This window comes from Cocleimonas sp. KMM 6892 (assembly GCF_035798195.1).
In the GTDB taxonomy this organism is placed as follows: domain Bacteria; phylum Pseudomonadota; class Gammaproteobacteria; order Thiotrichales; family Thiotrichaceae; genus Cocleimonas; species Cocleimonas flava.
In genome coordinates this window covers 35,635-48,919 of sequence record NZ_JAPFBV010000009.1, presented here as the reverse complement: position 1 = coordinate 48,919, position 13,285 = coordinate 35,635, and the positions used below count along the sequence as shown (strand labels likewise).

Annotated in this window: 9 protein-coding genes; all 9 read right to left on the bottom strand. The window is 42.2% G+C overall.

What is annotated here, in order from left to right; all coding sequences use genetic code 11:
* Positions 1 to 21 precede the first annotated feature (21 nt).
* Positions 22 to 1,254: a phenylacetate--CoA ligase family protein gene (locus OO007_RS19040; protein WP_325810007.1), complete on the bottom strand. Its 1,233-nt coding sequence runs from the start codon at positions 1,252 to 1,254 to the stop codon at positions 22 to 24.
* Between the two features lie 145 nt (positions 1,255 to 1,399).
* Positions 1,400 to 2,212 (bottom strand): ABC transporter ATP-binding protein, encoded by an 813-nt coding sequence (locus tag OO007_RS19035; protein WP_131905835.1) that lies wholly within the window; start codon positions 2,210 to 2,212, stop codon positions 1,400 to 1,402.
* 129 nt (positions 2,213 to 2,341) lie between these two features.
* Complete coding sequence (locus OO007_RS19030) at positions 2,342 to 3,634, bottom strand: ABC transporter substrate-binding protein (RefSeq protein WP_131905834.1); 1,293 nt, start codon at positions 3,632 to 3,634, stop codon at positions 2,342 to 2,344.
* Positions 3,635 to 3,721: 87 nt separating this feature from the next.
* Positions 3,722 to 4,798 carry a branched-chain amino acid ABC transporter permease gene (locus tag OO007_RS19025; RefSeq protein WP_131905833.1) on the bottom strand — a complete coding sequence of 359 codons (1,077 nt, stop codon included), beginning with the start codon at positions 4,796 to 4,798 and terminating at the stop codon, positions 3,722 to 3,724.
* A gap of 3 nt (positions 4,799 to 4,801) precedes the next feature.
* Positions 4,802 to 5,803: a branched-chain amino acid ABC transporter permease gene (locus OO007_RS19020; protein ID WP_131905832.1), complete on the bottom strand. Its 1,002-nt coding sequence runs from the start codon at positions 5,801 to 5,803 to the stop codon at positions 4,802 to 4,804.
* 45 nt (positions 5,804 to 5,848) lie between these two features.
* Positions 5,849 to 6,643: an ABC transporter ATP-binding protein gene (locus tag OO007_RS19015; RefSeq protein WP_131905831.1), complete on the bottom strand. Its 795-nt coding sequence runs from the start codon at positions 6,641 to 6,643 to the stop codon at positions 5,849 to 5,851.
* The gene (locus tag OO007_RS19010; protein ID WP_325810006.1) at positions 6,643 to 8,625 is read right to left on the bottom strand and encodes an AMP-binding protein; all 1,983 of its coding nucleotides are present in this window, start codon (positions 8,623 to 8,625) and stop codon (positions 6,643 to 6,645) included. The genes OO007_RS19015 and OO007_RS19010 overlap by 1 nt, the downstream gene beginning before the upstream one ends.
* Positions 8,626 to 8,818: 193 nt before the next feature.
* A complete protein-coding gene (locus tag OO007_RS19005; protein WP_131905829.1) occupies positions 8,819 to 9,667 on the bottom strand; it encodes a 3-hydroxybutyryl-CoA dehydrogenase in 849 nt (282 codons plus the stop codon).
* A 63-nt stretch (positions 9,668 to 9,730) separates the two neighbouring features.
* Positions 9,731 to 12,991, bottom strand: coding sequence for a fused isobutyryl-CoA mutase/GTPase IcmF (icmF, locus tag OO007_RS19000; protein ID WP_325810005.1), 3,261 nt, complete (start codon positions 12,989 to 12,991; stop codon positions 9,731 to 9,733).
* Positions 12,992 to 13,285: the final 294 nt, after the last annotated feature.

The following is a 13,285-nucleotide window of genomic DNA, read 5'->3' as shown; positions in this document are numbered from 1 at the left end:
CGTTGCCCTAATCATGATTAACTAGTCGTAGTCTCGTGCATCTTCGATAACCGTGCCATCGTTAGGAAGGCTACCAATATCGACAAATTCAACTTCACCACGCAGCTTGCAGATTTCTCTGATGCTGTTGCTTATATTGCTATTGAGTTCGTCAGACGCGTTATCTGTTTCACACTTTAAGGTGAGTTGATCGCTTTCATTTTCCCAGCTAACAACCAAACGAACCTTTGTTAATTCTGGGTGGCGTTTGAAAACTTTATCAACCTGTTCTGGGTGGATGAACATGCCGCGTACTTTGGCGGTTTGATCGGCTCTTCCCATCCAGCCTTTAATGCGTTTGTTGGTGCGTCCACATGGGCTTTGGCCTTCCATAATGGCGGATAAATCACCTGTCGCAAAACGGATTAATGGGTAATCTGGATTGAGGCTAGTAACGATGACTTCACCGACATCTCCTTCTGCGACTGGATCGCCAGTTCCGGGCCTGACGATTTCCAGATAGATACCTTCATCGACAATTAAACCTTCCTGAGCTTCTGATTCATAGGCGATTAAACCTAAATCAGCAGAAGAATAGCATTGATATACCGCGATGCCTTTCTCGGCGAAACCTGCGCGAATAGAAGGTGGAAGTGCTTCACCTGTGACTAATGCTTTGTCGATTGATGTGACATCAGAACCTAGTGCTTCTGCTTTTTCTAGAATGATTTTTAGAAAAGAGGGGGTGCCGATATAGCTATCAGGTTTTAAGTCTGCAATGGTTTGTACTTGTAATTCAGTTTGTCCCGTTCCTGCTGGTATAACAGCACAACCCAGAGCTTGCGCACTGTTTTCGAGCATCAAGCCAGCGGGTGTAAAGTGATAGGCAAAACAGTTGTGAGAGATTCCACCCGAACGAAATCCTGCTGCGTAAAGCGAGCGAGCAAATCGGGCAAAGTCTTCTTTTTTTGTGCCGGGTTCGTAGATAGGGCCGGGTGATGCAAAGATATTGGCGAGCGTAATGCCTTTGGCGTCTAATCCACCAAAAGGACGATGCTTTTTTTGCAGTTCGATGAGCTCTGATTTGCGTGTGATTGGCAACTTCGCAATATCTTCCGCAGAAGTAATGCGAGTTGGGTCTACATCTTTTAATACGGTTGCGTAAGCCGCAGTATTCTCTTTGGCGTGCGCGACTTGATCTGCAACGGCTCGTATTAGGGCTTGTTCACGATCAGCTGGGTCTCGGGTTTCAAGTGCATCGTAAAAATCTGACATAGTGCTTTAGTCTCAACGGTTTAAATACAAATACGGTTTAAATATCAAATAAAATAGCAGGTATTGATAATAATGGCTTAATGGTAAGTTAAAAAGACACCCCCCACCTTTGAGGCACTTTTTTATTAGGCTATTTAATGGTTTATTACGCTAACCAACGTTTACGACGACGGTAGTGTTTAACATCGCGGAAGCTTTTCTTATCACCATCGCTGAGGCCAAGATAGAATTCTTTAACGTCTTCGTTCTCAGAAAGTGCTTTGGCTTCGCCATCCATAACCACACGACCATTTTCTAAAATATAACCATAGGTTGCGTAGCGTAATGCGACCGAGACATTTTGCTCGGCGAGTAAAAACGTAACACCTTCTTTTTCATTCAAAGACTTTACGATTTCAAAAATTTCTTCAACCAACTGAGGGGCTAATCCCATCGATGGTTCATCCAGTAGGATTAATTTGGGTTTTGCCATGAGCGCGCGACCAACAGCAACCATTTGTTGCTCTCCACCAGAGGTATAACCTGCCTGGCTTTTGCGGCGTTCTTTTAGGCGTGGAAAGTATGTATATACTTTTTCCAGATCTTCGGCGATGGCTTTACGACCATCTTTACGGATGTAAGCACCGGTTAACAGGTTTTCTTCTACCGTTAAATGTTCAAAACAGTGACGGCCTTCCATGACTTGTACCACACCTTTTTTAACTAACTCGGTAGGGGAGAGGTCCTGGATTTGTTCGCCTTCAAAAGTGATAGAGCCTTTGGTAACTTCACCACGTTCTGTTTTAAGAATGTTTGATATGGATTTGATGGTAGTTGTTTTGCCAGCTCCGTTAGCACCTAGTAGAGCTACGATTCCACCTTTAGGCACATCTAGGGATACCCCTTTAAGTACAAGAATGACGTGATCATAAATCACTTCGATATTCTTAATGCTGAGGATATTGTTTTCTGTCGACATAATTAACTATCACCAGGTTAGGGTTATAAAATGAATTTTTTTAAGAGAGAGCCGCCGTTAAAAAGGAGGCTCTCTCAAATTAAAGACTACTTGTTATTGCAGTAGCTTTATTTAGCTTCTTAATATGATTTACTTACAATCACGTTCTTTCATACTATTTTCTTTAGCGTAAGCTGCAGAGTCTTCTGCGATTAATGGATCAATCACTGAACGATCTGATTCTACGAAGTCAGTAATTAATGACCATTTCTTCGCTTTAGCATCCCATTGCTGGATAGCACCTAAACCAGGTCCACCATGATTCGCACAAGTCACACTGATTTCAGGACCAAATCCTTCTAAACCAAGTGCTTTCATACGATCCTGGTCAATCTTGAGAGATTCCATACCGTCACGCATTTGTGCACCAGTAAGATCTTTGGTGTTGTGGATTTTTTGCGCGTTAGCGGCCGCTTCTGCTGCAAGCATTGCTGCGTACATGCCACGATTGTATAAAGCTGTACCAAGGTTAGAACCGTCTCCGGCTGCTTTACCTGTATCTTTCACATACTTTTTAAGTTCTTCAAATATTGGATAGTCATCACCAACACCATGGAACGTAACCGCTTTATAGCCGTTTGCTTTATCGCCAGCTGGTAATACATCATTTTCAGAACCTGACCACCAAATACCGATGAACTTGCTCATATCAAAGCGAATGTTAGTCGCTTCTTTGATTGCTACCTGGTTCATTACACCCCAACCATACATGATGATGTAATCAGGACGGTCACGACGAAGTTGAAGCCATTGAGATTTTTGTTCCTGACCAGGATGGTCTACAGGAATGAGCGTTAACTTATAACCGTGTTTTTTAGCCAGTTCTTCCAGTGTACGAATTGGCTCTTTACCGTAGGCAGAGTTATGGTAAACAAGAGAAATTTTCTTACCTTTCAAATCACCTTTTTCTTCATCAGAAATGTGTTTGATAATAACTGACGCGCCATCCCAGTAATTAGCAGGGTAGTTAAATACGTGACTGAACACTTTACCGTTAGCAGCTGATGTACGACCATAACCCATTGTGTGCATTGGAATATCGTCAGCCGTTACTTTAGGAATTAACTGATATGTAATACCGGTCGAAAGTGGCTGATAAATCAAAGCGCCTTCTTTGGTAGATTCATAACACTCAACACCCTTAGCGGTGTTATAGGCAGTTTCACATTCAGGTGTCAGGATTTTTGCGCCGCCAATTCCACCATCACGTTCATTCAATAATGTGAAGTAATCTGCGTATCCATCTGCAAACTCAGCTCCGTTAGGCCCGTAAGGTCCAGTACGATAACTAAGCATTGGGAATGTAAGGTCAGCCGCTACAGGGACAGATGTCGCCAGTATCGTTGCTGCCACAAGAGCTGCACCAAATTGTTTTATTTTCATATTTACTCCTCTTATAAACATACTAATCGTCAATGTATTTATTTAAATAACTATTACACTGCACTGACGCCTTTTTCACTTCCTGACCTAATGGGGGAACGGCCAGAGTCGTAATTTCTCTTTCGTCATACGCCATAGCTGTGCAAGCCCATGAGGTTCAACGACTAGGAAAAACATTATCAACGCACCTATAAACAATAGTTCAAGATGTGCTGCTAAATCGGCTGGCCAACCAAACGCACCAACCATGATATTCTTCATTAAAACAGGTACCAGTATCAGGAATGCTGCACCCAGGAATGATCCTAAAATACTGCCAAGCCCGCCGATGATAACCATGAATAACACTAAGAATGATTTGTCGATACCAAAGGCTTCCCCCGGTTCTGCTGAACCAAGGTATACACCAAATAACATCGCCCCTGACATACCTATATAGAACGAACTCACCGCAAATGCTGATAATTTTGCCTGTAGTGGTGGGATTCCTATAATTTCTGCCGCTATATCCATGTCATGAATAGACTTCCATGCGCGACCTATTCGTCCCCTGGTCAGGTTTCGCGCAATAAAGGCAAATATGGTTACCAGGGTTAAACAGAATAGATAGGTTGCCCAGGAGGGTGCTGATGGCCCTGATATGGCTATACCAAACATCGTACGCTCTGGAGCCGTGATCATTCCTGATGATGAGTAGTTGTAGAACCACGGGATTTTATTGAACATCCAGATCAAGAAGAATTGCGAGGCCAATGTGGCAACAGCCAGGTAGAAACCTTTAATCCTTAAACTGGGCAGTCCAAAGGCGATTCCGACGATGGCGGTGATAATGCCTGCAAGAATAACGACAAAAAAGATATTCAAACCCGGAAAGGCGATCATCAACTTATAACAGGAGTAGGCACCTACTGCCATGAAACCGCCAGTTCCTAAACTTACCTGACCACAATATCCGGTTAGAATGTTTAAACCCAACGCAGCCATTGACCAAACAAGGAAGGGTACTAATACAGATTTTTCCCAATAGTCGTTGATGAAAAAAGGTACCACGAAAAAAGCAAAGGCAAGTAGTACCCATACCGCATAGCGGTCTAACTTTATCGGAAAGGATTGCTGATCATCAGCGTAATTGGTTTTGAAATCCCCAGATTCTCTATAAAACATCGATTAAACCCTCTCTATGATTTTTTCGCCGAACAGACCTTGTGGTCTGAACATTAGGAAGGCTAAAGCCAGAACATAAGCAAACCAGTTTTCGGTTGCTCCACCAATCATGCCGCCAATTGAAAATTCAAATAATTTCTCACCCACACCGATAATCAAGCCACCGATTATTGCTCCGGGGATAGATGTAAACCCGCCGAGTATTAATACGGGAAGCGCTTTCAGTGCGATTAAAGACAAGGAGAATTGAACACCGGATTTAGAGCCCCACATGATGCCCGCTACCAATGCAACGAAGCCTGCGAGTGACCAAACGATTATCCAGATAGTTCGAAGAGATATACCTACGGTTAATGCTGCCTGGTGATCATCTGCTACGGCACGTAAAGCACGTCCGGTTTTTGTGTATTGCGAGAATAGGGTAAGTGCAATAACCAGTAATATGGCGATACCTGCGGCCCATACATCTAATACATCAATATACATACCGTAATATTCTGTGCCTTCTGCCGCCCAGCCTTTGGTGAAATCTTCTAACCAGAGAGAACCACCAGAAGGTAAACCTACATCCATGGTTTTAATATCAGCGCCCCACATAAGATCGCCAAAACCTTCCATGAAGTAGGCTAAACCTATGGTTGTCATAAACAGGATAATAGGCGCCTGATTGACCATGTGTTTGAGGACTATTTTTTCTAATAGCCAGGCAAAGATGATCATCACAATCATCGTCAGGATGATCGCGAGGAAGGTGTTCATGCCGCTTCCCCAGTGATGAATTTCGGTACCGAACATGGCGTTAATCAGATGGGCAAAGGGAACTTGTCCCGTTTGAAAGCCAACCAGTGTTAGTGCCGCAAATAAGGCCATAACGCCTTGGGCGTAGTTGAATATACCTGATGCTTTAAAGATTAAAACAAATCCTAAAGCGACGAGAGAGTACATGATTCCGGCCATTAGACCATTCAAGATAACCTCAAGTGCATTGAGAAATAATGGACTCATTGTTGGCTCCTTGCGTGTGTATTTAAAACTTGAGTTAAAGTTATATTAGTCATCATGACTCACCCCCAAATATGCATCAATTACGGCTTGGTCATTACGCACCACATCCGGCGTTCCATCTGCGAGTTTGCAACCATAATCAAGCACTACGATTCTGTCAGATAAGTCCATCACCACACCGATATCATGTTCGATTAAGGTAATGGTTGTTCCGAATTCATCATTAACATCCAGAATGAAACGACTCATGTCCTCTTTTTCTTCGAGATTCATGCCGGCCATTGGCTCGTCTAATAACAATAGCTTGGGCTGAGCAGCCAATGCTCTACCTAACTCAACTCGTTTCTGCATACCGTAAGGCAGTCTGCCTACAGGTGTTTTACGAATAGCCTGAATACCAAGAAAATCTATGATGTGTTCAACGCGTTCGCGGAATTCTAATTCTTCTCTTTCAGCAGGACCTTTCCAGATTGCCTGCAAAAAGATATTGGTTTTCATGTGTGTGATACAGCCCGTCATCAAGTTGTCTAGTGTCGACATTCCTTTAAACAAAGCGATGTTCTGGAAGGTACGAGCTACACCTTGTCTTGCCACTTGATAAGGCTTCATCGATTCGCGTTTTTTGCCACGGAACCAGACTTCACCTTCTTGAGGATGGTAGAAGCCGTTAATAACATTCAGCATCGAGCTTTTACCGGCACCATTCGGACCAATAATCGCGCGTATTTCACCTTCTTTGATGTCAAAACTGATATCAGTAAGGGCTTTTACACCACCAAATGATAACGATATGTTTTTAACTTCAAGTAATGTGTCACCAATTCTATTATCTTGATCCATTAGTTTGCCCCCTTGGTTGCTGGGGCAGGGGTATATGTTTCTGCCTCTTGTATTCTGAGTGTTGCCTCGATAGATCCTTTACGGCCGTCTTCAAATGCAACTTCGGTATTGATGTAGCAATCCTTTGAGCCGTTATATAAAGCGTCTATCAACACGCCGTACTTTTCAGCAACAATACGCCTTCGGACTTTACCTGTACGAGTGAGCTCGCCATCATCAGGATCGAGTTCTTTATGCAGTATGAGGAAACGGTGTATTTGAGATTTAGACATCAAGCTATCGGTCGATAGGTCTTTGTTTACTTGTTCGATGCTTTCTAGCATCATTTTGTAAACTTCTTCATGACCTGCCAATTCTTGATAACTCGCGTAACCCACATTATTTCGTTCAGCCCAGTTACCAACCGCTTCTAAATCTATATTGATAAACGCGGTGCAATGATCTTTACCATCGCCAATAGCTACGACTTCTTTAATATGCGGGAAGAATTTCAGTTTATTTTCAATATACTTCGGCGCAAACATAGTGCCGTCAACAAACTTACCTACATCCTTGGCACGGTCGATAATTTTTAGGTGGCCATTATCAGCGAAGTAACCTGCATCACCTGTAAGAACCCAGCCTTCTTCATTTTTGGTTTCTTTTGTTGATTCTTCATTTTTGTAATAGCTGTGGAAGACGCCAGGTCCACGGTAAATTACTTCACCATCGTCATTCACTTTTACTTCAACGCCGGGGGCAGGGATGCCAACCGTATCAGCGAATATTTCGCCATCGGGTTGCATGGTGATAAATACAGCTGCTTCTGTTTGACCATAGAGTTGTTTGACGTTAATTCCCAATGAGCGGAAGAAATCAAAGATTTCAGGCCCGATAGCCTCACCAGCCGTATAAGCTAGGCGAATTCGACTGAAACCCATGGTGTTTTTTAGTGGACCGTAAACCAGAATATTTCCTAACCAATACAAGAAGCGTTCTTTGGCCGTGACTTGCTTACCATCAAGCATGTCAACACCGGTTTTTTTGGCAACGCCCATGAAGTAATTAAACATTTTCTGCTTTAGCTTACTGGCATCATGCATTCTGATGGTTACAGTGGTTAAAATGTTTTCGAATACTCGTGGAGGAGCAAAGTAATAGGTAGGGCCAATTTCTCTTAAATCGGTAGCTACTGTTTCGGTACTTTCTGGACAGTTAACACAGAATCCGGTGACATACGCTTGTGCGTAAGAAAAGATGTGATCACCAACCCAGGCCATTGGTAGGTAAGAAACGATTTCTTCGTTTTCGGTTAAATTGTCAAACTTAACACTGTTTCTAGCAGTAATCAGAATGTTGTTATTGGTCATGACAACGCCTTTCGGCTTGCCTGTGGTTCCTGATGTATAAAGGAATATGCCTATGTCTTCGCCAGAACCTTTATTGACTTCCTGTAAAAAATAATCAGGGTTTTCTTTTGCGAATTCTCTTCCAATATCTTGAAGTTTTTCAAAGTCATATAAATGAGTTTTGTCATAATCTCTTAAACCACGCGGATCATCATAAATGATGGTTTCCATGGCTGGGCAGCTGTCATAGATCTCAAGCATCTTATCTACTTGCTCCTGATCTTCTACCAACGCAAAACGCACTTCTGAGTGATCTAATACATATTGAATTTCATCAGCGACTGAATCTTGATAAACCGGAACAGGTATTCCGCCTAGGCTTTGTGCCGCACACATACCCCAATAGAGGCGAGGGCGGTTATTTCCCACTATCGCTAGTTTGTCTCCTCGTTTGAATCCCAGAGACGCTAAGCCATTAGCTAATGCTGCTATTTCTTCTGCGGCTTTTGACCATGTCCATGATTGCCAGATGCCTAAATCTTTTTCACGGATGGCGTCTTTGTTAGGACGCTTTTTGGCATGATCCAATAATAGTTTTGGGAAGGTATCTAAATCGTTATTAATCTTATTTGTTTCTATGGGGGTGTCTGCCATTCCCAGAGCTCCTTCTCAATGTCCAAATGATGGGTTTGATATTTGCGAGACCTTTTTAGCGGGTATTGGTCTTTCTAATTGTTAGATTTTTCTGCGCTTTACAACTGGTGCTACATTACGTTTACGTAAAGGTAATGTCCAGTGAATAAATCGTCTGTAATCAGTATTTTATTAATACTGATTTGAAACAGTATTAATATTCGTAAAAGCCTTGGCCGGTTTTTCTTCCAAGATAGCCTGCATCAACCATTCTGGTTAATAACGGGCAGGGACGATACTTGGAATCACCCAAACCTTCGTGTAAAACTTTCATGATTGAAAGGCAGGTATCAAGCCCAATTAAGTCTGCTAAGGCGAGAGGTCCCATTGGGTGAGCCATGCCTAACATCATGATTTCATCGATTGCTTCTGGCTTGGCGACACCTTCGTAGTATGTGTAGATTGCCTCATTGATCATTGGCATCAGAATTCTATTTGAAACAAAGCCCGGGCTGTCGTTACATTCAACGGGTACTTTGCCGATTTGCTTAGATAGCTCTTCAATAGATGCATAGGTAGCATCATCGGTTTGTAAGGCACGAATAATTTCTACCAGTTTCATTACAGGCACTGGGTTCATGAAATGCATGCCAATTACTTTCTCAGGGCGTTTTGTTTCTCTGGCGATTCGAGTCAGCGAGATTGATGACGTATTGGTTGCCAGGATCGCATCAGCTTTACAGATTGCATCAAGCTTTTGAAAAATCTCTGACTTGATTGCAAGATTTTCACTTGCAGCTTCAACGATTAAATCGGTATCAGAAAAACTCTCTAATGAAACAGTTGTAGTTATTTTACTTAGGGTAGTTTGCTTGTCTTCATCGGTAATTTTTTCTTTTTTGATAAGACGATCAAGGCTATTAGCAATCGTTGCAACACCTTTTTCTAATTGTTCTTCACTGATATCTTGTAGGATGACATCAAAACCTGAAGCAGCAAATACCTGTGCAATTCCATTTCCCATTGTTCCAGCGCCAACAACGCCAACTGTTTTTATTTGCATCTTAATCTTTTGATCCTTTGGAAAGTGTTTATAAAATAAGTAAAAAAACTAAATCGGTTGTAGTTACATGTTTCTTCGATATTGTCCGCCAACTTCAAATAAGGCATTGGATAGTTCGCCCAGAGAACAATGTCTTGCAGCTTCCACAAGTTCAGCAAAAATATTGCCGTCGTTGATTGCCGCATCTTTCACTTTTTCAAGTGCTTCTTTGGAATGTTCGCTGTGTAACTTATTAAAACTGCGTAATCGTTTGATTTGGCTGTCTTTCTCATCGTCAGTAGAACGTGCCAATTCTATCGTGAATTCTTTATTACCTTTAGGGTTCAAGAAAGTATTCACGCCAATAATAGGGAGGCTGCCATCGTGTTTCTTATGTTCATAAGAGAGTGACTCGTCCTGAATCTTTCCACGTTGATAGCCTGTTTCCATTGCACCTAATACGCCACCACGTTCTGAAATTCTTTCAAATTCAGAAAGCACGGCTTCTTCAACAAGTTCGGTTAGCTCTTCTAGAATAAATGCCCCTTGGTTAGGATTTTCATTCTTGGCCAGTCCCCATTCGTTATTGATAATGAGTTGGATCGCTAATGCACGTCTTACTGATTCTTCTGTAGGTGTCGTAATCGCTTCATCGTAGGCATTGGTGTGTAAGCTGTTACAGTTATCGTAAATAGCGATCAATGCCTGCAAAGTAGTACGGATATCATTGAAGTCCATTTCTTGCGCATGCAGAGAACGTCCAGAAGTTTGAATATGGTATTTGAGTTTTTGGCTCTTCTCATTTGCGCCATATTTGAAACGCATAGCTGTAGACCAGATACGACGGGCTACGCGTCCCATTACAGTATATTCCGGGTCCATACCATTACTGAAGAAGAAGGATAGATTTCCAGCGAAATCATCTATTTCCATGCCTCTAGCTAAATACGTTTCTACATAAGTAAAACCATTAGAGAGTGTAAACGCTAACTGAGATATCGGGTTAGCTCCGGCTTCTGCGATATGGTAGCCAGAAATTGAAACAGAGTAGAAATTACGAACACGGTTATGAACGAAGTATTCTTGAATATCTCCCATCATTTTCAATGCAAATTCAGTAGAGAATATACAGGTGTTTTGACCTTGATCTTCTTTAAGGATATCTGCCTGAACCGTTCCACGAACATTTTCTAATGCCCAGGAGCGAATTTCCTGAAACTCTTCTTCTGTCGGTTGGCGTTTATTTTCTTTTTCAAATTTTGCAGTTTGTTGATCTATTGCAGTATTCAAGAACATCGCCAATATCATTGGGGCAGGGCCATTGATGGTCATTGAAACTGAGGTTGTTGGATTACACAAATCAAATCCATCATACAACGCTTTCATGTCATCAAGTGTGGCAATCGATACGCCTGAGTTACCTACTTTTCCGTAAATGTCAGGACGTTCATCCGGATCTTGACCATATAAGGTAACGGAATCGAATGCAGTAGAAAGTCTTTTTGCATCAGAGTGTTCCGAAAGTCTCTTAAAGCGATTGTTAGTTCTAAAGGCGTCGCCTTCACCCGCAAACATTCTTGTTGGATCTTCACCTTCGCGTTTAAAAGGGAAAACGCCAGCGGTATAAGGAAACTCGCCCGGAAGATTGTCCAGTAATAGCCATTTAAGAATCTCACCATGATCCTCATACTGTGGGAGCGAGACTTTGGGTATTACAGTTCCTGAGAGTGTCGTGTAGGTTAGGGCGGTGCGAATTTCACGGTCTCTAATTTTTACGACATATTCTTCGGCCGCATATTTCTCTTTAGTTTCCGGCCAGAGCTCTAATAGTTTCTTTGCTTTAGGGTCTAAAGCCTCTTCGCGTTTTGTTATTAAACTATCTAGATTTTCAGAATCCGCTTTTGCTTCTGTCAGCATTCTCTTAGATTCAATCAGCTGTTGTCGCTCGCGCGCAATTCGCGCTTGTATGCGCACTGTCTTTTTGTAGTCTCTTACGGTTTCAGCGATTTCTGCGAGGTATCTTGTTCTTTCAGGTGGAACGATGACCGAGTTTCCAGAGGATTTTCTTATGTCTGATTTAGGTAAGACATCCTCTTCAATAGGGAGCCCAAGCTCTTGTAATTTATCCAGTAATCCATGATAAAGCGCAGTGACACCATCATCATTAAAGCGTGCGGCGATAGTGCCAAACACTGGCATTTCTTCTGGTGGCTGCATGAATGCTTCTTGGTTGCGCTGAACCTGTTTGCACACATCACGGTAGGCATCTTCTGCGCCTTTACGGTCAAACTTGTTAATTGCAACGAGGTCTGCAAAATCCAGCATGTCGATTTTTTCTAACTGACTTTGCGCGCCAAATTCAGGCGTCATAACATATAAAGAGGCATCTACAAGCGGTACGATTGCGGCATCACCCTGGCCAATGCCGGGTGTTTCTACTATAACCAGATCGAAACCGGAAATTTTGCATGCGGCAACAATGTCGCCAACCACATCAGGTATTTCACCGATAGAGTCTCTGGTCGCAATAGAACGCATAAAGATGTTTGGGTGTTCGATCGCATTCATACGGATACGGTCACCTAATAAGGCACCCCCCGTCTTACGACGGGTAGGATCAACTGCGATAATCGCAATTTTCAAATTGTCTTTCTGACCAAGGCGGAAGCGTCTGATGATTTCATCGGTGAGTGATGACTTACCTGATCCGCCGGTACCCGTAATACCAAGTGCAGGAACGGGTTTATCTAAATTCTCTGCTGTCTCAAGTATTTCAGCTTTAAAACTATCTTCTATGGTGTTGTTTTCAAGTGTCGTAATCACTCGGGAAAGGGCGCGCCAATCTCCCTCTAATAATGGTCCGATTTTTTTCGGTGATAATTCTCCCGGGTCGAATGAACTGCGCTCTATCATGTCGCTAATCATTCCTTGTAGTCCCATTTTCTGACCATCTTCAGGAGAATAGATTTTAGTTACACCATGTTTCTCCAGTTCTTTGATTTCTTCCGGAACAATAACGCCACCGCCACCTGCAAAGATACGTATATCAGCAGCATCTTTTTCCTTAAGCATGTCGACCATGTATTTAAGGTATTCAACGTGACCACCTTGATAAGAACTGATTGCAATGCCCTGGACATCTTCTTGGATCGCAGCATCAATAATCTCTGCCACAGAGCGATTGTGACCTAAATGAATAACTTCTGCGCCTGTAGATTGAAGGATGCGGCGCATAATATTTATCGCAGCATCATGACCATCAAATAAACTAGCGGCTGTAACAAAACGCACTTTGTCTGCTGGCATAGTTTTAGCTAACGTATTGCTTTTGTTGGTTTTAGTCATGAATTCATCCTGAAAAAATTGCGGGTCTTAAGGTGAGCCTTAAATCTGTTTTGTAATGGATTTGCTCAAATAGGTGACTTAAGTTATATTACGTTTACGTAAACGTCAACATATTTCAATCTAATTTTTATGTTCTACTAATTGTAGTAGGAGTAGTTTGAAAGATTCTCATATAACAGTATGATTGCTAATAATTTTATCCAGCAATAATGAAGATGGCTTTGGCTTTTCTTTATTTAATTGTTGCATAGAACGTGCATAGATAAAGTATAGAATAATTAACTGAAAACATTG